Origin of the sequence: Pseudomonas retamae (assembly GCF_043496865.1) — a bacterium.
GTDB classification, from domain to species: Bacteria; Pseudomonadota; Gammaproteobacteria; order Pseudomonadales; family Pseudomonadaceae; genus Aquipseudomonas; species Aquipseudomonas retamae.
In genome coordinates this window covers 359,130-379,726 of sequence record NZ_JBIEIL010000003.1, presented here as the reverse complement: position 1 = coordinate 379,726, position 20,597 = coordinate 359,130, and the positions used below count along the sequence as shown (strand labels likewise).

19 protein-coding genes are annotated in these 20,597 nt (G+C 60.4%); 13 read left to right on the top strand and 6 right to left on the bottom strand.

The genetic code is table 11. The features are described from left to right. Positions 1-55: 55 nt before the first annotated feature. The gene (locus ACGSLL_RS06875; RefSeq protein ID WP_394504352.1) at positions 56-1,840 is read right to left on the bottom strand and encodes a GspE/PulE family protein; all 1,785 of its coding nucleotides are present in this window, start codon (positions 1,838-1,840) and stop codon (positions 56-58) included. Between the two features lie 93 nt (positions 1,841-1,933). Then, a complete protein-coding gene (locus ACGSLL_RS06870; protein WP_394504350.1) occupies positions 1,934-2,272 on the bottom strand; it encodes a hypothetical protein in 339 nt (112 codons plus the stop codon). A gap of 125 nt (positions 2,273-2,397) precedes the next feature. On the opposite strand from ACGSLL_RS06870, the gene ACGSLL_RS06865 reads away from it, so the two are divergent. Then, positions 2,398-2,868, top strand: coding sequence for an Lrp/AsnC family transcriptional regulator (locus ACGSLL_RS06865; RefSeq protein ID WP_258451226.1), 471 nt, complete (start codon positions 2,398-2,400; stop codon positions 2,866-2,868). A gap of 219 nt (positions 2,869-3,087) precedes the next feature. Here ACGSLL_RS06865 and ACGSLL_RS06860 read toward each other — a convergent pair whose 3' ends face one another. Beyond that, positions 3,088-4,458: a CYTH domain-containing protein gene (locus tag ACGSLL_RS06860; protein WP_394504347.1), complete on the bottom strand. Its 1,371-nt coding sequence runs from the start codon at positions 4,456-4,458 to the stop codon at positions 3,088-3,090. A 158-nt stretch (positions 4,459-4,616) separates the two neighbouring features. Here ACGSLL_RS06860 and argE point away from each other — a divergent pair, with 158 nt between their 5' ends. Next, positions 4,617-5,771 carry an acetylornithine deacetylase gene (argE, locus tag ACGSLL_RS06855; protein WP_394504345.1) on the top strand — a complete coding sequence of 385 codons (1,155 nt, stop codon included), beginning with the start codon at positions 4,617-4,619 and terminating at the stop codon, positions 5,769-5,771. Positions 5,772-6,037: 266 nt separating this feature from the next. Beyond that, the gene (gene argA, locus ACGSLL_RS06850) at positions 6,038-7,339 is read left to right on the top strand and encodes an amino-acid N-acetyltransferase (protein ID WP_016772647.1); all 1,302 of its coding nucleotides are present in this window, start codon (positions 6,038-6,040) and stop codon (positions 7,337-7,339) included. Positions 7,340-7,421: 82 nt separating this feature from the next. Here the strand turns inward: argA and tauA are convergent, their stop codons facing one another. Next, a complete protein-coding gene (tauA, locus tag ACGSLL_RS06845) occupies positions 7,422-8,411 on the bottom strand; it encodes a taurine ABC transporter substrate-binding protein (protein WP_394504999.1) in 990 nt (329 codons plus the stop codon). A 364-nt stretch (positions 8,412-8,775) separates the two neighbouring features. Here tauA and ACGSLL_RS06840 point away from each other — a divergent pair, with 364 nt between their 5' ends. From ACGSLL_RS06840 to ACGSLL_RS06805, 8 genes are all read left to right on the top strand, one after another. Then, positions 8,776-10,119, top strand: a complete 1,344-nt coding sequence (locus ACGSLL_RS06840) for an OprD family porin (protein ID WP_203419917.1) — start codon at positions 8,776-8,778, stop codon at positions 10,117-10,119. A gap of 297 nt (positions 10,120-10,416) precedes the next feature. Next, positions 10,417-11,055, top strand: coding sequence for a peroxiredoxin (locus ACGSLL_RS06835; protein ID WP_394504342.1), 639 nt, complete (start codon positions 10,417-10,419; stop codon positions 11,053-11,055). A gap of 312 nt (positions 11,056-11,367) precedes the next feature. After that, positions 11,368-11,961: an NADPH-dependent FMN reductase gene (ssuE, locus tag ACGSLL_RS06830; RefSeq protein ID WP_394504339.1), complete on the top strand. Its 594-nt coding sequence runs from the start codon at positions 11,368-11,370 to the stop codon at positions 11,959-11,961. A gap of 89 nt (positions 11,962-12,050) precedes the next feature. After that, the gene (locus tag ACGSLL_RS06825; RefSeq protein WP_394504337.1) at positions 12,051-13,025 is read left to right on the top strand and encodes a sulfonate ABC transporter substrate-binding protein; all 975 of its coding nucleotides are present in this window, start codon (positions 12,051-12,053) and stop codon (positions 13,023-13,025) included. Between the two features lie 25 nt (positions 13,026-13,050). Beyond that, positions 13,051-14,199 carry an FMNH2-dependent alkanesulfonate monooxygenase gene (gene ssuD / locus ACGSLL_RS06820; RefSeq protein WP_394504335.1) on the top strand — a complete coding sequence of 383 codons (1,149 nt, stop codon included), beginning with the start codon at positions 13,051-13,053 and terminating at the stop codon, positions 14,197-14,199. Positions 14,200-14,208: 9 nt separating this feature from the next. Continuing rightward, positions 14,209-14,991: an aliphatic sulfonate ABC transporter permease SsuC gene (gene ssuC, locus ACGSLL_RS06815; protein WP_394504332.1), complete on the top strand. Its 783-nt coding sequence runs from the start codon at positions 14,209-14,211 to the stop codon at positions 14,989-14,991. After that, positions 14,988-15,794 carry an aliphatic sulfonates ABC transporter ATP-binding protein gene (ssuB, locus tag ACGSLL_RS06810; RefSeq protein ID WP_394504330.1) on the top strand — a complete coding sequence of 269 codons (807 nt, stop codon included), beginning with the start codon at positions 14,988-14,990 and terminating at the stop codon, positions 15,792-15,794. Before ssuC ends, ssuB begins: the two co-directional genes overlap by 4 nt. A gap of 106 nt (positions 15,795-15,900) precedes the next feature. Beyond that, on the top strand, positions 15,901-16,116 hold the full coding sequence (locus ACGSLL_RS06805; protein WP_003229256.1) for a TOBE domain-containing protein: 216 nt from the start codon (positions 15,901-15,903) through the stop codon (positions 16,114-16,116). A gap of 160 nt (positions 16,117-16,276) precedes the next feature. Here ACGSLL_RS06805 and ACGSLL_RS06800 read toward each other — a convergent pair whose 3' ends face one another. Both ACGSLL_RS06800 and ACGSLL_RS06795 read right to left on the bottom strand, forming a co-directional pair. Beyond that, positions 16,277-16,909, bottom strand: coding sequence for a TetR/AcrR family transcriptional regulator (locus ACGSLL_RS06800; RefSeq protein ID WP_394504327.1), 633 nt, complete (start codon positions 16,907-16,909; stop codon positions 16,277-16,279). 213 nt (positions 16,910-17,122) lie between these two features. After that, positions 17,123-18,499 carry a glutamine synthetase family protein gene (locus ACGSLL_RS06795; RefSeq protein ID WP_016772657.1) on the bottom strand — a complete coding sequence of 459 codons (1,377 nt, stop codon included), beginning with the start codon at positions 18,497-18,499 and terminating at the stop codon, positions 17,123-17,125. 278 nt (positions 18,500-18,777) lie between these two features. Between ACGSLL_RS06795 and ACGSLL_RS06790 the strand changes: the two genes are divergently transcribed. Then, the gene (locus ACGSLL_RS06790; protein WP_394504324.1) at positions 18,778-19,134 is read left to right on the top strand and encodes a glutamine amidotransferase; all 357 of its coding nucleotides are present in this window, start codon (positions 18,778-18,780) and stop codon (positions 19,132-19,134) included. Positions 19,135-19,228: 94 nt separating this feature from the next. Next, positions 19,229-20,587: a glutamine synthetase family protein gene (locus tag ACGSLL_RS06785; protein WP_203419909.1), complete on the top strand. Its 1,359-nt coding sequence runs from the start codon at positions 19,229-19,231 to the stop codon at positions 20,585-20,587. The last annotated feature ends 10 nt before the right edge of the window (positions 20,588-20,597 follow it).

The window sequence follows — 20,597 nt, the reverse complement described above, 5'->3', positions numbered from 1 at the left end:
TGGGGGATTAACTACGGCGTTGGATCGTCGTTCCGGGATCCGGTTCCGTGGTGGACTACCTCTGCTCGCTTTGCGGTGTCACGCGCAACACTTCCTCAACCGTGGTCAGCCCCGCCGCGACTTTCTGCGCGCCGGACAGGCGCAGGCTGCGCATGCCTTCCTTGAAGGCCTGACGGCGGATCGCCGTGAGATCGGTGTCCGGGGTAATGAACGCCTTGAGGCTGTCGCTCAATTGCATGATTTCGTAAACCCCGGCGCGGCCGCGATAACCGGTGTCGCGGCATTCGACGCAGCCGATCGCCCGTTGCGCATGGCCCGGCAACGGCGCCTGCCATGGCCGGGTCAGCGTCTGCCAGTCGTCCTCGTCCAGGGTCTGCGGCGCCTTGCAGTGCGGGCACAGGGTGCGCACCAGACGCTGGGCCATGACGCCGAGCACCGTAGCCTTGATCAGGTAATGCGGCACGCCGAGTTCGAGCAGACGGCTGATCGCGCTTGGCGCATCGTTGGTGTGGAGGGTCGATAGCACCAAGTGCCCGGTGAGCGCGGCCTGAATCGCCATTTCTGCGGTTTCAAGGTCGCGGATCTCGCCGATCATGATGATGTCCGGGTCTTGTCGCATCAGCGCACGCACGCCGGCGGCGAAACTCAGCTCGATGTTGTGCTGCACCTGCATCTGGTTGAAGGCCGGCTCGACCATTTCGATCGGATCTTCGATGGTGCAGAGGTTGACCTCGGGCGTCGCCAGTTTTTTCAGCGTGGTGTACAGCGTGGTGGTCTTGCCCGAACCGGTTGGCCCGGTGACCAGAATGATGCCGTTGGGCTGGCGGGTCATGTCCTGCCAGCGGCGCAGGTCGTCGGCGCTGAAGCCCAGTTGATCGAAATCCTTGAGCAGCACTTCCGGGTCGAAGATCCGCATGACCATTTTTTCGCCGAACGCCGTAGGCAGCGTCGACAGGCGCAGCTCCACCTCGCCGCCGTCCGGGGTCTTGGTCTTGACCCGGCCGTCCTGCGGTTTGCGCTTTTCCGCAACGTTCATGCGGCCGAGGCTTTTCAGGCGACTGACAATCGCCATGGTCACCTGTGGCGGGAATTGATAGACGTTATGCAGCACGCCGTCGATGCGAAAACGCACGGTGCCTTGCTCGCGGCGCGGTTCGATATGGATATCGCTGGCGCGCTGCTGAAAGGCGTACTGGAACAACCAGTCGACGATATTGACGATGTGCGCATCATTGGCGTCTGGCTCCTGATCGCTGGCGCCGAGGTTGAGCAGTTGTTCGAAATTTCCAAGGTTGCCGCCCTGCGCATCGGCATTGCTGGCGCCGCTGACCGATTTCGCCAAGCGAAAGAATTCGACGCTGAAACGCTGGATGTCCGCCGGGTTGGCCACCACCCGTTTGATCGGCAGCTTCAGCACATGGGTCAGGTCAGCCTCCCAACCGGTGACGTAGGGCTGGGCGCTGGCGACGGTCACCGAGTCGCGGTCTACGGCGACGGCGAGAATCTTGTGCCGCTGGGCGAAGGCGTAGGACATCAGCGGCGTGATCGCCGCAACGTTGATTTTCAGCGGATCGATACGCAGGTACGGCTGGCCGGCCTGTTGCGCCAGCCACAAGGTCAGGCTTTCCAGGTCCAGGTGCTTGCCCGGACGGCTGAGGTCGTCGAGCTGCTGGCTGGCGATGAATTCCAGCGGATGCTTCTGCGCGTGCGCCGCGTGACGGCGACGCGCATTCAACGCCTGCTCGGCGGCGTCCTGGCAGATAAAGCCCTGCGCGACCAGCTCGCGCAGCACTTCATTGAGGTCCAGCCAGCGGTCCTGAAGAGCGAGTTGAACGGACATGCGGGCTTCCTTTTCAAGCGACAGTGCGCAAAAGAATAGCCGTGGCCCTGCTGACCGTTGGGCCACTACCCGACGAAGCCGTTGCCGGGTTTGTCAGCCGGTGGCCTGTGCCGGGGCATCCCAAGCGCTGTCGGCGTTTCGCAGATCGACCGAGCAGACGCTGATCAGGTTACGAAGTTTTTCCGCGATCACTTGTGCGCGGTGCCAGCTCAGGCCGCCGATGACCAGGTCGATCGACAGCAGATCATCCGTGCGCTGCACATTGACCTGCTCGGGCGTAAGGCACTGGAGTGCGAACAGGTTCAGCACCCGCACCAACAGATCCGGCTCGGCCTCGGCGAGAATCTGATACTGCGCCAGGCAATGGGCATTGCTGACGTTCCACACGTCGGCGCGGGTCGGGGCGCTGTTTACGGCTTCAAGGTGCGGCATGGCAAGTCTCCAGATCACTGAAGAAATTTTTACATTCGCTGGCGGGTATTTCTTGGCTAAGATCGGCGATATTGGCAATTGATCGACGTGATCAATTCGCATTATTTAGTTTCTGAGGTTTTTCTATGCACAGCGAGCTGGACGCCTACGACCGCAAGATACTCGCCCTGCTGCAAGAGGACGCTTCGTTGTCCAGTGCACAGATCGCCGAGCAGGTCGGTCTGTCGCAGTCGCCGTGCTGGCGGCGGATTCAGCGAATGAAGGAGGAGGGGATCATTCGCGGTCAGGTGACCTTGCTCGACCGCAAGAAGATTGGTCTGAACACGCAGATCTTCGCCGAGATCAAACTCAACGCCCACGGGCGTTCGAATTTCACCGAGTTCACCGAGGCGATTCGCGGCTTCCCGGAAGTGCTGGAATGTTATGTGTTGATGGGCGCGGTGGATTTTCTGTTGCGCATTGTCGCGGCGGACATCGAGGCGTATGAGCGGTTTTTCTTTGAAAAGCTGTCGCTGGTGCCGGGGATACAGGAAGTGAATTCGATTGTCGCGTTGTCGGAAATCAAATCCACCACCAGCCTGCCGGTTCTACCCTGATCCTTCCTACGCTCCCGCGTGGGAATGCCTCAACGGACGCTCTGCGTCCGCTTTGGGACGCGGAGCGTCCCGGGCTGCATTCCCACGCGGAGCGTGGGAACGATCAATCCATCACCAGCCTGCCGGTCTGAGGTGAGGCGGCGGGCCTCTTCGCAAGCAGGCTCGCTCCCACAGAGGATTGCATCCAATGTGGGAGCGAGCCTGCTCGCGAATGCGGTATTACATGCGCAACAGCATTTTCCATGCGCGATTCTGGTAAACCGCGATCGCCTGCTGCTTGCGCGCGTCGAGCAGTTCGTCGGTGATGGTCGGCTCGTTGGCCAGTTGCGCCAACTTGTTCAGCTCGCCGTAGAGGCGATCCATTTCCGGGATTTCCAGTACGTTGCGCGCGTGGTGCAGCCAGACCTGAATGCGCTCGATGCGCGGCAGTTGTTCGGCGAGGTCTTCCGGCTGCTGTTGATAGCGCTGCAGTTGCAGGGCCGTGGCTTCTTCGCCGAGCAGGCGCGGCAGCCAGCTGTGCAGCTGCGCGCCGCCCTGACGATTGCCGCGCACGTTGCGGTCGGTGGTCCAGGTGCGGGCCAGCAACCAGCGCGACGTGCTCAGCGAGAACAGGCCCCAGCGCGGATCTTCGAGTTCTTCGAGGAACTGCTCCGGTGCGGCTTTGCGCACGTCTTCGTCTTCGATGCCGACCTGCACCAGCGGGCGCCAGTCTTCGAGCAAAGCATCCAGCGCCACACGCAGGTCGTGCGTCGACTGACGCGGCGCGGCCTGGCCGAGGCTGCTGAGCAGGGCGCGCATTTCTGCGAGGTTCTCGACCCAGTCCTGCAGCAGGCGCCAATGGCCGTTGAAACGATACTGTTCGGCCAGACGCTGGCTGCTGCCGAGCAAGTGCCAGCTCAGCGCGGCGAAGGCGTCGTCGAGTTGGGTTTCCGGGGTCAGCTCCGGTGCCGGCAGGCTCAGCGAATAGCTGTTGGCGTCGTACAGGCGATAACCGCGCTCGGCCTTGCTGATGTCGCACGGCATCAAGGCGAGGGTTTCGGCCAGTTCGGCGGCCAGTTCGAGCAGCGCGGCAGGCTCGCCTTCGCGCAGTTCCAGTTCCAGCTCGCAGATTTCTTCTTTCTGCTTGCCGACCACCACGTGACCGAGGTCCAGTGCGGCCTCGATGACCACTTTGGTCTTGCCACGGCCCCAGGCGATTTCGGCGCGCTCGCGGACGAAGTCGGTGGTGAAGATCGGCTTGAGGGTTTTCTTGTCCAGCTCGGCCAGCGACTCGGGCCAGCATTCGCCGTCGAGTTTCTTCACATCGAGCTTGGCTTTCGGCAGTTTCCAGTCGTACTCGTTACGCTCGGACAGACCGGCGACGCTGTGGCCGCGAGTCTTCAGGGTCTGAATGACTTCGTCGCCATCCTTGCGCAGGCGCAGGGCGACTTTGGCCTGGGCCAGATCGCGCTCCGGGGTGTCGAAGTACTGGTTCATCAACTCACGGCGTTCCCAGCCACTTTTGTTGCGTTTCTTCAGCAGCGGGTGCTCGCGCAGCGCGGCGAGGGTTTCGCGGCTGACGCGGAGTTTGATTTCGGTTTCTTTCTGCATGGCCGGAAAATCCAGAGTATCGGGAGCGCAGCCGGGGGAATGTGTGGCTGCCAAGGCCGTGCAGTGTACAGGAGTCAAACTTCCTACGCCCTGCGGCGGTTTATTCCGAGCGCCGGATGGTTCTATGATGGACCTCAATCCGGGAGTTGGAGTCAGCGATGCCTTTGCCATCCATGCAAGACCAGTTCGCTGCGCTGATTGCCGCGCCATCGGTCAGCTGCACCCAACCCAGCCTCGATCAATCCAACCGGGCGGTGATCGACCTGCTTGCCGGCTGGCTGGGCGATCTGGGTTTTTCCTGTGATATCCAGCAGGTCAGCCCGGGCAAATTCAACCTGCTCGCCAGCATCGGCAGCGGTCCCGGTGGGCTGGTGCTGGCCGGGCACAGCGACACGGTGCCGTATGACGACGCCCTGTGGCAGACCGATCCGCTGAAACTCACCGAAGTCGATGGCCGCTGGGTCGGCCTCGGCAGTTGTGACATGAAAGGCTTCTTCGCACTGATCATCGAGGCCGTGCAGCCACTGCTCGATAAACCGTTCAGGCAGCCGCTGCTGATCCTCGCCACCTGCGATGAAGAAAGCTCGATGTCCGGCGCCCGCGCGTTGGCCGAGGCCGGGCAACCGCTGGGCCGCGCGGCGGTGATTGGCGAGCCGACCGGGCTCAAGCCGATCCGCATGCACAAAGGCATCATGATGGAGCGCATCGACATTCTCGGGCAGAGCGGGCATTCGTCGGACCCGCGCCTCGGCCACAGCGCCCTCGAAGCCATGCACGATGCGATCGGCGAGCTGCGCGGCCTGCGCCTGTTGTGGCAGCGCGAATTCAACAATCCGCAATTCAGCGTGCCGCAGCCGACCCTGAACTTCGGCTGCATCCATGGCGGTGATAACCCCAATCGCATCTGTGGCCAGTGTTCGCTTGAATTCGACCTGCGCCCGCTGCCGGGCATGGACCCGAAGGTCCTGCGCGCGGAAATCCTGCGCAAGCTCAACCCGGTGGCCGAGCGGCATCAGGTCAAGATCGACTACAAACCATTGTTCCCGGAAGTGCCGCCGTTCGAGCAGAGCGAAGACGCTGAATTGGTGCGCATCGCCGAAAAGCTCACCGGCCATCGCGCCGAAGCAGTGGCGTTCGGCACCGAAGCGCCTTATCTTCAGCGCCTCGGCTGCGAAACCATCGTGCTCGGCCCCGGCGACATCGCCTGCGCGCACCAGCCCGGCGAATACCTTGAAATGTCACGTTTGCAGCCTACCGTGCAGCTATTGCGGCAGTTGATTGAACATTACTGCCTGACGACTGACGAACGATGATGCCCCCTGTGGGAGCGAGCTCGCTCGCGAAAGCACCCTTTCAGACGCCTCAACGTCAACTGATAAACCGCTTTCGCGAGCAGGCTCGCTCCCACAAGGGAACTGTGTTTTATCCGCACAAAGACTGTAAATTGCCATCACCCCAACCCGTATTCATGAGGAGAGCGCGCGTGTCGCCAAGCCTGTTCCGACGATAACCATCAGCCCGCTGTGCGTTTTTTCGTTTCGCCCCTTTTTCGGCTGCTCTTTATTACAGGCCCAGGTTCATGCCCGAATACGTTAATTGGCTTCGTCACGCGTCCCCTTACATCAATGCCCACCGCGATTGCACCTTCGTCGTCATGCTGCCCGGCGACGGCGTTGAGCATCCGAACTTCGGCAACATCGTCCACGACCTGGTCCTGCTGCACAGCCTCGGCGTGCGCCTGGTGCTGGTGCATGGCTCGCGTCCACAGATCGAAACCCGCCTCGCCGCGCGCGGCCTGACTCCGCATTACCACCACGGCATGCGCATCACCGACGCGGCAACGCTGGAATGCGTGATTGATGCGGTCGGTCAGTTGCGCATTGCCATCGAAGCGCGGCTGTCGATGGACATGGCTTCCTCGCCGATGCAGGGCTCGCGCTTGCGCGTGGCCAGCGGCAACCTTGTCACTGCACGGCCGATCGGCGTTCTCGAAGGCGTTGATTATCACCACACCGGCGAAGTGCGCCGGGTCGACCGCAAGGGCATCAACCGCCTGCTCGACGAGCGCTCGATCGTGCTGCTGTCGCCGCTGGGCTACTCGCCGACCGGTGAAATCTTCAATCTCGCCTGCGAAGACGTCGCCACCCGCGCCGCCATCGATCTGGGTGCGGATAAACTGCTGTTGTTCGGCGCCGAGCTCGGCCTGATCGACGAGAACGGCAAACTGGTGCGCGAACTGCGTCCGCAACAAGTGCCGGCGCATTTGCAGCGTCTGGGCATGAGCAATTATCAGGCGGAGTTGCTCGACGCGGCTGCAGAAGCCTGCCGCGGCGGTGTAGCGCGCAGCCATATCGTCAGCTACGCCGAAGACGGCGCGCTGCTGACCGAACTGTTCACCCGTGACGGCGGCGGTACGCTGGTCGCGCAGGAGCAATTCGAGCTAGTGCGCGAGGCGGCGATTGAAGATGTCGGCGGCTTGCTCGACCTGATCAGTCCGCTGGAAGAGCAGGGCATTCTGGTGCGCCGTTCACGCGAAGTGCTGGAGCGCGAGATCGAGCAGTTCAGCGTGGTCGAGCGTGAGGGCATGATCATCGCCTGCGCGGCGCTGTATCAGATTGCCGATTCCGATGCCGGTGAGCTGGCGTGTCTGGCGGTGAACCCGGAGTATCGTCATGGCGGCCGCGGTGATGAACTGCTTGAGCGCATCGAAACCCGTGCACGGGCGCAGGGTTTGAAGACCTTGTTCGTGCTCACCACGCGCACTGCGCACTGGTTCCGTGAGCGTGGTTTCGAGCCGAGTAGCGTCGAGCGCCTGCCGGCGGCGCGGGCTTCGCTGTACAACTATCAGCGCAACTCGAAGATCTTCGAAAAGACGCTGTAATCGCGTCACGCCATTCGCGAGCAGGCTCGCTCCCACATTTGTTCAGTGAACTCTGTGGGAGCGAGCCTGCTCGCGAAGCTTTTTATTGCGCGACAAACTTCGCACTGACATACGGCGAATAATCCGTCAGCACCGTTTCGACCTTGCCCTGTTCCTTGAGAAACTTCGCTGTCTCGCCAATCGCCTTCGCCGTGCCGCCGTCCAGCAGCGCTGTGGTTTGCTGCGCCTTGGCATCCGGGAATGTCGAGCCGGCGAGCAGTTCCGGTACATCGGCGGCATTGGCACCGGTCAGTTTGGCGATTTTCTGTACCGGCACCGAGTCGGCGGTCCAGCTGCCTTTTTGCGCGGCGTAATCGGCGAACGAGTCCAGCGTGACCTTGGCGAATTTCGCCACGACGTCCGGGTGCTTCTCGGCAAAATCCTTGCGCGCAACCCACACTTCAAAGGTCGGCGCGCCCCACTGGCCGACCTGCGCGGCATCGGTCAACGTCTTGCCGGTCTTGCGGATTTCACCCAGCGCCGGCGACCAGACAAACGCTCCGTCGATGTCGCCACGTTTCCACGCGGCGGCGATCTCTGCCGGTTGCAGGTTGACCACTTTGACTTGCGAGGTTGTCAGGCCCCAGTGCTTCAATGCCCCGAGCAAGCTGTAGTGAGAAGTGGACACGAACGGCGTGGCGATGGTTTTGCCGACCAGATCCTGCGGTTTATCAATGCCACTGCCATTGCGCACCACCAAGGCTTCGGCGGCATTGATCTGCGCCGAAACGATAAACGCCACGATCGGCAGATTGCGTGACGCGGCTGCGGCCAGAGGGCTCGAGCCAAGGTTGCCGATCTGCACGTCACCCGAAGCGATGGCTGTCACAATTTCCGGGCCGCTGTTGAAGCGACGCCAGTCGATCTTCTCGCCGATGGTCTTCTCATAGACGCCGTCCGCCTGGGGCACTTTGCTCGGGTCGATGCCGGTCTGATAGCCAACGGTCAGACCAGCGGCATGTGCGGAAAAAGAAATCAGTGCCGACACACAAACTGTAACAAATTGACTTGATAGTGCGCGTTTCGCCATGATGCGTCGCCTTTTCGATGGGTTTTGACGTGTTGGGAGCACGCCAAAGCTAATCGATCTAAAAAAAGGTCAGCAAATACCATTTAGGAATGAGCTTAGTTGCCGATACGCTGTCTCCCGCAGGAGATGGCCATTATTGGGCCATATGCCCGAATGGTATGAAAAAGAACGAATAAATTCTTTTTGGCTTTATCAGGAAATCTTTACTCTGCAGGGACCCAATCACTGGCGATTAGACGTTGGTCGTAGACACACAAGGTTACGATTGACTTGGCAGTCACGGTCTGGCGCTAATCGCGCATCTTAGGATTCAGGGCAAAACGACCCCGAACCAGGAACACAAGAATTAGAACGAGAGGAGCGATACATGAACAAGTCCACCTTGGCCCTGGCCGTGGCTGTTGGGGTTATGGCGCAGCAAGCAGGCGCCGCCGGTTTCATTGAAGACAGCAAGGCAACTCTGGGGCTGCGCAACTTCTACATCAACACCGACAACCGTGATGGCGCTGGCGCCAACAAGAACGAAGAGTGGGGCCAAGGCTTCGATCTGCGTTTCATCTCCGGTTACACCCAAGGCACCGTCGGCTTCGGCCTTGACGCCATCGGCCTGCTGGGCATCCGTCTGGATTCGGGCGGCGGCACCAACGGCAACAGTGGCACCGCTTACGGCGGCACCGTGTTCCCGAGCGAGTCCAACGGCAAAGCCGTGGACAACTTCTCCAGCCTGGGCCTGACTGCCAAAGCCAAGATCTCCCAGACCGAACTGAAGCTGGGCACTCTGCAGCCAAAACTGCCGGTCATCGTGACCAACGACGGTCGTCTGCTGCCACAAACCTGGCAGGGCGGCCAGATCACTTCCGGCGAGATCAAGGACCTGACCCTGGTCGGCGGTCAGATCGAAGCGGTAAAAGGTCGTAACTCCAGCAACAATGAAAACCTCTCGATCGGTGGCGCCAACTCCCGTGGCACGGCGTTCCGCGACAGCAACAAGTTCATCTACGCCGGTGGTGACTACAAGATCACCAAAGACCTGACTGCCCAGTACTACTACGGCAACCTGGAAGACTTCTACAAGCAGCACTTCCTGGGTCTGGTACACAACTGGTCGATCGGCCCGGGCGTCTTGAAGTCTGACCTGCGTTACTTCAACAGCTCCGACGACGGCAAGAACGGCACCGACTCGGCTTACTACAGCTCGGGTAACTACACCGGTTTCCGTAACGGTCGTGGCGAAGTCGACAACAACCTGTACAGCGGCCTGTTCCTGTATACCGTTGCCGGCCACACCTTCGGCGGCGGCTACCAGGTTTCCAACGGCAGCAGCGACTTCCCTTGGCTGAACCAGGGCGACGGTTCGTCGAACTACACCATCACCGACATGCAGATCCAGAAGTTCGGCCGTGCCGGTGAGAAAACCTGGCAAGCTCGCTACTCCTACGATTTCGCCAAGGTTGGCGTACCTGGCCTGACCGCCGGTGTGGTTTACCTGAAGGGCGACAGCATCGACACCGTTGGCAGCAACGGTCGCGAAAGCGCTTCGAACCGTTCCGAGTGGGAACGCGACTTCACCATCGGTTACGTCGTACCGGAAGGCCCGTTCAAGAACGTCGGCCTGATGTGGAAAAACGCTGTGTGGCGCACCGACCTGCCGAACACCCGTTCGCAGGACGAAAACCGCCTGATCGTCAGCTACTCGATCCCGCTGTTGTAATAGCGCGGCTCGATTCGCAGACGTAAAAAAAGCCCCGTCCGGCATTGCGCCGGACGGGGCTTTTGCGTTTTCGAGTCAGGCCCACCCCCGTAAGCCTGTCTCGAAGTTTCCCTCTTACTGCAACTCAAGGCCTTCTCGAACCTTGATGCCGATGTTCGACGCGATCTCGCCAAGGGTCCAGTGAACAGATTTTTAATATTCAATAAAGATCTAGATATCGCTTTATTTAATCTTTTTCATGAGCGCAAATCCCGAGCTACAGTTGAGGTCTCCAACAACTCCAACAGGAGCTGCATCATGAGCCTCAGACTTGGCGACATCGCCCCCGATTTCGAACAGGATTCCAGCGCCGGCAAGATTCGTTTCCACGAATGGCTGGGCGATAGCTGGGGCGTGCTGTTCTCTCATCCGGCAGACTTCACACCGGTATGCACCACTGAACTGGGCTTCACCGCCAAGCTCAAGGACGAATTCAGCCAGCGCGGCGTCAAAGCCATTGCGCTGTCAGTCGACCCGGTGGATTCGCACCACAAGTGGATCGAAGACATCAATGAAACCCAGAACACCGTGGTCAATTTTCCGATCCTGGCCGATGCCGATCGCAAGGTTTCCGATCTCTACGACCTGATCCATCCGAACGCCAGCGATACCTTGACCGTACGTTCGCTGTTCGTCATCGATCCGAACAAGAAGATTCGTCTGACCATTACTTATCCGGCGAGCACCGGGCGCAATTTCCACGAGATCCTGCGGGTAATCGACTCGCTGCAGCTCACCGACAACTACAAGGTGGCCACCCCGGCCAACTGGCAGGACGGTGAAGACGTGGTGATCGTGCCTTCGCTCAAGGATGAAGACGAGATCAAGCAGCGCTTCCCGAAAGGCTATCGCGCGGTGAAGCCGTACCTGCGTCTGACGCCGCAGCCGAACAAATAATATTCGCGGTCTAGCCACCACCGCTTTCGCGAGCAGGCTCGCTCCCACAGGGATCGCATTTCAATGTGGGAGCGAGCCTGCTCGCGAAGGCGTCAGCCCAGGCACTTGAGAATCCAGAATGACAACGCAGGGGAATTTCGGCCGTTTCGACGGCCTTTTTTTTGTCCAAATAAAGGCAGTTGATATATCTCTAAAACGCATAACCAAATGAATAAATATGATTTATGGATATATAAATCTGCTGGTAAGGTCATTCCATTGAAGCGAGATCGCAACCTGCGAATCGCCGCTAACGTTTAAGGAATCGTCTCAATGCTGGTCGTCTCACTGGGTGGCAGCCCCAGCCTGCGCTCCCGCTCCGCGGTGCTGCTGGAGCGTTCGCAACGCTGGCTGCAACAGCACGGAGTGGAAGTGGTGAGTTATCAGGTGCGGGACTTCCCGGCCGAAGATTTGCTCCACGCGCGCTTCGACAGTCCCAAGGTTCTCAATCTGTTGCAACAGATCGAAAACGCCGACGGCCTGCTCATCGCTACGCCGGTATACAAGGCGTCGTTTTCCGGCGCACTGAAAACCCTGCTCGATCTGCTGCCCGAATGTGCACTGAGCCACAAGATCGTCTTGCCGATGGCCACCGGTGGCAGCATCGCCCACATGCTGGTAGTCGATTACGCCCTCAAGCCAGTGCTGTCGGCGTTGAAAGCCCAGGAAATGCTCCAGGGGATTTTTGCCGAGGACAGCCAGATCGCTTACGGCGAAGGCAGTGCCGATGCGCAACTGGCGCCGACCCTGGAATTGCGACTGCATGAAGCGCTGGAGCAGTTTGTCGGAGCCATGGCACGCCGGCCGAAACCGCTGGAGCCGGGCCTGTTGAACGAACGTTTGTTGAGTGCTCGCTGGAGCATTTGAGTCTCATCGAAATTTGAAGTACTGGCCTTACTCGCCCGCCAACGGGCAAGCAGGTGCAGCCACAACCCAACAGCAAAAAGGAGAGCGCCATGCGCCCTGTATTTTTGCGTCGTGGTCTGGTCGCTCTGTTTGCTGCGGCTGTGTCCATCGGCGCTATTACCCAAGCTCAAGCCGAGACCTTGCGGATCGGTTATCAAAAGTACGGCACGCTGGTGCTGCTCAAGGCCAAAGGCACGCTGGAGAAACGTCTGGCCGCCCAGGGCGTCGACGTGCAATGGACTGAATTCCCCGGCGGCCCACAACTGCTCGAAGGTCTCAATGTCGGTTCGATCGACTTTGGCGTGACCGGCGAAACCCCGCCTGTGTTCGCCCAGGCCGCTGGCGCCGATCTGCTCTACGTGGCTTACGAACCACCCGCGCCGCACAGCGAAGCGATCCTGGTGCCGAAAGATTCGCCGATCAAATCGGTGGCCGATCTCAAAGGCAAGAAAATTGCCCTGAACAAAGGCTCCAATGTTCACTACCTGTTAGTGCGCGCGCTGGAAGATGCTGGCCTCAAGTACAGCGACATTCAAACCGTTTTCCTGCCACCGGCCGATGCCCGCGCAGCGTTCGAGCGCGGCAGCGTCGACGCCTGGGTGATCTGGGATCCGTATCAGGCCGCGGCCGAGCAACAACTGCAGGCGCATACCCTGCGTGACGGCAAAGGCCTCGTCGACAACCATCAGTTCTATCTCGCCACCAAACCTTACGCGCAGAAAAATCCCGAGGTGATCAAGACCCTTGTCGAAGAAGTGCGCGCGGTCGGCGAATGGTCGCAAGCCAATCCGCAAGACGTGACCCAACAGGTGGCGCCACTGCTCGGTCTGCCGGCAGACATCACCCTGACCTCGGTGAAACGCCAGGGCTATGGCGCGCTGTTCCTGACCCCGGAAGTGGTCGCCGCGCAACAGAAAATCGCCGACACGTTCTACCAGCTCAAGCTGATTCCCAAGCCGCTGAGCATCAAGGACGTGATCTGGACCCCGCCGGCCGCTGTGGCCCAAAGCTCCCCAGCGCAGTAATTCGAATCCACAAGGAGACCACTCCATGAGCCTCAATATTTTCTGGTTCCTGCCTACCCACGGCGACGGCCATTACCTTGGCACCGCTGAAGGCGCCCGCGCGGTGGATCACGGTTATTTGCAGCAAGTCGCGCAAGCGGCGGATCGCCTTGGTTTTGGCGGTGTGCTGATTCCCACCGGGCGTTCCTGCGAAGACTCGTGGCTGGTGGCGGCGTCGCTGATTCCAGTGACCCAGCGCCTGAAGTTTCTGGTCGCCCTGCGCCCCGGGATCATTTCCCCGACGGTGGCGGCGCGACAGGCAGCGACCCTGGATCGTCTATCCGGCGGTCGTGCGTTGTTCAATCTGGTGACTGGCGGTGACCCGGAAGAGCTGGCTGGCGATGGCCTGTTCCTCAACCACGAAGAACGCTATCAGGCCTCGGTGGAATTCACCCGCATCTGGCGCCGCGTGCTGGAAGGCGAAACCGTTGATTACGATGGCCAGCACATCAGTGTGAAGGGGGCGAAGTTGCTCTATCCGCCGATCCAGCAACCGCGTCCGCCGCTGTATTTTGGTGGCTCGTCTGAAGCGGCGCAGGATCTGGCCGCCGAGCAAGTGGAAATGGTCCTGACCTGGGGCGAGCCGCCAGCGGCGGTGGCGGAGAAGATTGTACAAGTCCGGGCCAAAGCCGCCAAACTCGGCCGCACCGTACGCTTCGGTATTCGTTTGCATGTGATCGTCCGTGAAACCAATGCCGAAGCCTGGCAAGCGGCGGATCGGCTGATTTCGCATTTGGACGACGACACCATCCAACGTGCGCAGGCTTCGCTGGCGCGCTTCGATTCGGTCGGCCAGCAACGCATGGCCGCGCTGCACGGCGGCAGCCGCGACAATCTTGAAGTCAGCCCGAACCTGTGGGCCGGCGTCGGTCTGGTGCGTGGCGGCGCCGGCACGGCGCTGGTCGGCGATGGCCCGACCGTGGCGGCGCGGGTCAAGGAATACGCGGATCTGGGCATCGATACGTTCATCTTCTCCGGTTATCCACACCTCGAAGAATCCTATCGGGTCGCCGAGCTGTTGTTTCCGCACCTCGACGTCGAGCGCCCGGAATTGCCGAAAAGCGCCGGTTACGTCAGCCCGTTCGGCGAAATGGTCGCCAACGACATCCTGCCCAAAGCCGCATCGCAGAGCTGAGGCGCGGCCATGAAGAAATTTATCCACAGCCTCGCGCCCTGGGCGTTGCCGGTGTTGCTGCTGGCGGTGTGGCAGTTGTCGGTGTCGGCCGGTTGGTTGTCGACCCGGATTCTGCCGGCGCCGGTGGCGGTGCTCGAAGCCGGCGTCAGTCTGGTACGCAGCGGCGAAATCTGGACGCACCTGGCCATCAGCGGCTGGCGCGCGGCACTCGGTTTCACCATCGGCGGCAGCATTGGTCTGGTGCTGGGCTTTATCACCGGCCTGTCGAAGTGGGGCGAGCGCCTGCTCGACAGCTCGGTGCAGATGATCCGCAACGTGCCGCATCTGGCGCTGATTCCGCTGGTGATCCTGTGGTTCGGCATCGACGAGTCGGCGAAGATTTTTCTCGTGGCGCTGGGCACGTTGTTCCCGATTTATCTGAACACTTATCACGGCATCCGCAACGTCGACCCGGCGCTGGTGGAGATGGCGCGCAGTTATGGTTTGAGCGGTTTCAGCCTGTTCCGCCAGGTGATTCTGCCCGGCGCGCTGCCGTCGATTCTGGTCGGCGTACGCTTTGCCCTGGGCTTCATGTGGCTGACGCTGATCGTCGCTGAAACCATTTCGGCCAGCTCGGGCATCGGCTATCTGGCGATGAACGCCCGTGAGTTTTTGCAGACCGACGTGGTGGTGCTGGCGATCCTGCTTTACGCCGTGCTGGGCAAACTGGCCGACCTCGCCGCCCGTGGGCTTGAGCGCGTGTGGTTGCGCTGGCATCCGGCCTATCAGGTAGCCAAGGGAGGTGCGGCATGACTGCTCAACAGCCGCCACGCTTGCTGCGCGGTATTCCGCTGGCCCTGCGCAACCTGCAGAAAACCTTCGGCACGCGCCAAGTGCTGCGCGACATCGATCTGCACATTCCGGCGGGGCAATTTGTCGCCGTAGTCGGGCGCAGCGGTTGCGGCAAAAGCACCTTGCTGCGCTTGCTCGCGGGGCTTGATCAACCGACTGGCGGCGACCTGCTCGCCGGTTCTGCGCCGCTCAGCGAAGCGCGCGATGACACTCGCTTGATGTTTCAGGAAGCGCGCCTGCTGCCGTGGAAAAAGATCATCGACAACGTCGGCCTCGGCCTCAAGGGCAACTGGCGGCCGCAAGCGCTGGACGCGCTCGAAGCGGTGGGCTTGGCCGATCGCGCCAATGAATGGCCAGCGGCGTTATCCGGCGGCCAGAAGCAGCGTGTCGCCCTGGCTCGGGCGCTGATTCATAAACCGCGCCTGCTGTTGCTCGACGAACCACTCGGCGCGCTGGACGCCCTGACCCGCATCGAGATGCAGCAACTGATCGAACGCCTGTGGCAGCAACACGGCTTCACCGTGCTGCTGGTGACGCACGACGTGAGCGAAGCGGTGGCGATTGCCGACCGGGTGATTCTGATCGAGGACGGCGAAGTCGGCCTCGACCTGCACGTCGAACTGCCGCGCCCACGCGTGCGTGGCTCGCATCGCCTGGCCGCACTGGAAACCGAAGTGCTCAACCGTGTTCTGTCCCTGCCCGGCGAACCGCCGACGCCGGAACCTGTTTCACCCCTGCCTACGCAATTGCGTTGGGCGCAATGACGCAGCTGCAAGCTACAAGCTGCAAGCTACAAGTAGAAACACTGTGCTTTTACTTGCCGCTTGTAGCTTGCCACTTGCAGCTTATTTCGACCTCAGGAGAAATATCATGACTATCAAAGCCATCAACGTGCGCAACCAGTTCAAAGGCTCGATCAAGGAAATCGTCCTCGGCGACGTGCTGTCGGAAATCGACGTGCAGACCGCTTCGGGCATCGTCACTTCGGTGATTACCACTCGCTCGGTGAAAGAGCTGGAACTGGTGGTGGGCAGTGAGGTAATTGCCTTTGTGAAATCCACTGAGGTGTCGATCGCCAAGTTGTAAACCTGTGGATAAACAACAGCCCCGAAGGGTGTGAGCCCTTCGGGGTTTTCTGTGCCTGGCTTGAAATCGGCAGTGCGGCCTTCGCGAGCAGGCTCGCTCCCACAGGGGAATGCATTTCAAAGGTGGGAGCGAGCCTGCTCGCGAAGAGGCGGTGAGGACGCTAAAGATTTCTCTTCGGCAGATAGGGCGGCAGATACAACCCGATATAGGCATCGAACACACGCATCCCTTCCTCGGCCATGCGCGGCGTGATCTGCCCATGCTGTTGCACCGAACGTGCATAAACGCGGTCGCCCAGTTCCATTGCCAAGGCAAACACATCGACATCGTCCGGCAGCTTGGGCAATTCAAAGTGATGGTCGAACAGTTTGTGCATCAGCTCGCCCAGTTCCAGATCGTGCTGGCGGTCCGCCTGGGTCACTTCCGTCAGCCCGTGCTGGGCGAGAATCAACTGGCGTGCCGCGGCGTCTTCGCCGTAGATCTCGAGCATGCGCTGCTCGACCAGTCGCGACAGATCGCGCCAGTCGCGCAAGGCCTCATGATCGATCGGCGCTTGCAGGCAGGCGCGAAAGGCCGCGTGTACGTCGGCGGTCAACGCTTCGAGCAAGGCCGGGACGCTGGCGAAGAAATGATAAACGGAGGAGGGCGGAATCTGCGCTCGCTCGGCCACGCTGTAGATCGACAGGCTCGCCACGCCCTCGGCGGCCAGCAGCGTGCGCGCGGCGTCGAGGATCGAATCGATCCGCGCCTGACTGCGGGCACGGGGTTTGCGGACGGTGGCGGGACGCGTCATGAAAGTCTCCTGCGGGGCAGCGGGCATTGTACGAGCAGGCTTGTGTGTTGTCTGCCATGACGCCTTCGCGAGCAGGATCCGCTGCGTACACAAAGTCATCGTTCACTGGAGATCAATTGTGGGAGCGAGCCTGCTCGCGAACCGCCGCAGGCGGCCATAAAAAAACGCCGCTGGCTGAATCAGCCAACGGCGTTGTTTTGAAGTTGCAAACACTTAAACCGTATGCAGATACCAGTTGTACTCAAGGTCGGAGATGGAGTGTTCGAACTCCTCCAGCTCGCTTTCCTTGCAGGCGACGAAGATATCGATGTACTTCGGATCGATGTACTTGGCCATCACCTCGCTGTCGTCCAGCTCGCGCAGGGCATCGCGCAAGTTGTTCGGCAGGCTTTGCTCGTTCTGCTCGTAGCTGTTGCCTTCGACAGGCGCGCCCGGCTCGATCTTGTTGACCAGACCGTGATGCACACCGGCCAGTACCGAAGCCATCAGCAGGTACGGGTTGGCGTCGGCACCGGCAACGCGGTGTTCGATCCGCACGGCATCGGCAGAGCCGGTCGGTACGCGAATCGCCACGGTGCGGTTGTCCAGACCCCAGCACGGCGAGTTCGGTACATAGAACTGCGCGCCGAAACGACGATACGAGTTGACGTTCGGGCAGAGGAACGCCATCTGCGCGGGCAGGGTCTCGAGCACACCGCCGATCGCGTGACGCAGCGCGGCGTTCTGCTCGGGATCCTCGCTGGCAAAAATGTTCTTGCCGGCCTTGTCCAGAATCGAAATGTGTACGTGCAAACCATTGCCTGCCTGGCCCGGATACGGCTTGGCCATGAAAGTGGTGTCCATTTCATGGTCGTAGGCGATGTTCTTGATCAGGCGCTTGAGCAGGACCGCGTAGTCACAGGCCTTGATCGGGTCGGCGACATGGTGCAGGTTCACTTCGAACTGCGCCGGGGCACTTTCCTTGACGATCGCATCGGCCGGGATGCCTTGCTCTTTGGCACCTTCCAGAATGTCCTGGAGGCAGTCGACGTATTCGTCGAGGTCGTCGATCAGGTAGACCTGAGTCGAGTGCGGGCGTTTGCCGGAGATTGGCGAGCGTGGCGGCTGCGGACGGCCGTTCACGTTTTCCTGGTCGATCAGGTAGAACTCGAGTTCGAAGGCGGCGCAGATGGTCAGGCCCAGTTCGTCGAACTTGGTCACCACCTGGCGCAGCACTTCACGCGGGTCGGCGAAGAACGGGTCGCCTTCGAGTTCGTGCATGGTCATCAGCAGTTGCGCGGTCGGGCGCTTCTGCCACGGCTCGTTGCACAGGGTATCGGGGATCGGATAGCAGATACGGTCGGCGTCGCCGATGTCCAGGCCCAGGCCGGTGCTTTCCACCGTCGAACCATTGATATCCAGAGCAAATAGAGAGGCCGGCAGGTTGATGCCTTTCTCGTAAACCTTGTGGAGGCTGGTGCGTTCGATGCGCTTGCCGCGCACCACACCATTCATATCCGCAATCAGAAGGTCAACGTACAGAACCTCAGGATGTTCCTTAAGGAACGCGTTCGCTTCGTTAAGCTGAACGGCACGCGGGGGTACCGACATGATGCAACACCTTTGTTGTTAAAAATATCAATCATTGATCTTTTCTGGTTTCAGTCAACCCGAACAGCCTGCCGAAGTCAAGCGAGGCCTTTTTTGCCCTAAAAAAGCGCCGTGAGGGCATTTATGGGGCATTTCCGGGCGTTTTTGCGCCGTGTACATGGCGGGCACCCGCAGGCTTGAGCAGGCCGTGTTGTATTTTTTACGGGGGTGTTGTGTAAAAAAATGAACAAGGCTAAGCTCCGATCAAACCCATAACAGCAATAATACCGGGGTGCTTCATGTCTCGCCTGCCGTTAATCGGCGTCACCGACTGCTCGCAACAGTCCGGTCTGCATGCTTATCACATCAGTGGCGATCCATCCGTCCGTAACGCGGCCATCAAGGCTTGCGGTTTGCCGTCGCTGCACTGCGCAGCAGCCTGCCAAGCGACAGCGTCCGATATTCTGGACGCAGACGACAGCATCCTGTTTATGGCGTCTCCTTTCAATATAGATCGCTTTCATCGTCACAGCCTGTGCCGCTTCCACAGCCGTGCTCACGATTCTGCACGCCTTGAATGTGCACAGGAAATGCAACGCCAGCGTCAAGGGCAGGTAAGCTCCTCGTTCATTGTCTATGCGCGGTGCCAGGCGTAAGCCGGCACTGCGCGAGCAAGCCCCCCTTTAACGCGACGCTCTCAGCGTCAAACTTGCCTGACATCGCGTCAGGAGACTCAGCCCAGAGGCATTTATGAGTACCAACCTCGACCAGCTCACCGATTGGTTGAAAGACCGCAAGATCACAGAAGTCGAATGCATGATCGGCGACTTGACCGGCATCACCCGCGGCAAGATCTCCCCGACCAACAAGTTCATCGCCGAAAAAGGCATGCGTCTGCCGGAAAGCGTGTTGTTGCAGACCGTGACCGGCGACTACGTCGAAGATGACATCTATTACGAACTGCTCGATCCGGCCGACATCGACATGATCTGCCGCCCCGACCAGAACGCCGTGTACCTGGTGCCTTGGGCCATCGAGCCGACCGCGCAGGTGATCCACGATACCTACGACAAGCAAGGCAACCCGATCGAGCTGTCGCCGCGCAACGTCCTCAAGAAAGTCCTCAAGCTGTATGCCGACAAGGGCTGGCAGCCAATCGTCGCGCCGGAGATGGAGTTCTACCTGACCAAGCGCAGTGACGACCCTGACTATCCGTTGCAGCCACCGATTGGTCGCTCCGGTCGCCCGGAAATCGGTCGTCAGTCGTTCTCGATTGAAGCAGCGAACGAATTCGATCCGCTGTTCGAAGACGTTTACGACTGGTGCGAATTGCAGGAGCTGGACCTCGACACGCTGATCCACGAGGACGGCACGGCGCAGATGGAAATCAACTTCCGTCACGGTGACGCACTGTCGTTGGCCGACCAGATCCTGGTGTTCAAACGCACCATGCGCGAAGCCGCGCTCAAGCACGACGTGGCTGCGACGTTCATGGCCAAACCGATGACCGGCGAGCCGGGCAGTGCCATGCACTTGCACCAGAGCATCATCGACATCCACACCGGCAAGAACGTTTTCTCCAATGAAGACGGGACCATGAGCCAGTTGTTCCTGCACCACATCGGTGGCCTGCAGAAACTGATCCCGGAATTGCTGCCGCTGTTCGCTCCCAACGTCAATTCGTTCCGCCGCTTCCTGCCGGACACCTCGGCACCGGTAAACGTGGAGTGGGGCGAAGAAAACCGCACCGTCGGCCTCCGCGTACCGGACGCCGGCCCGCAGAACCGCCGCGTGGAAAACCGTCTGCCGGGGGCCGACGCCAACCCTTATCTGGCGATTGCCGCGAGCCTGCTGTGCGGTTACATCGGCATGGTCGAAGGCCTCAACCCGAGCGCGCCAGTGGTGGGTCGTGGTTACGAGCGCCGCAACCTGCGCCTGCCGCTGACCATCGAAGACGCGCTGGAGCGCATGGAAAACAGCAAAACCGTCGAGAAATACCTCGGCAAGACTTTCATCACAGGCTACGTCGCGGTCAAGCGGGCCGAGCATGAAAACTTCAAGCGCGTGATCAGTTCCTGGGAGCGTGAGTACCTGCTCTTCGCCGTCTGATACGCCGGGC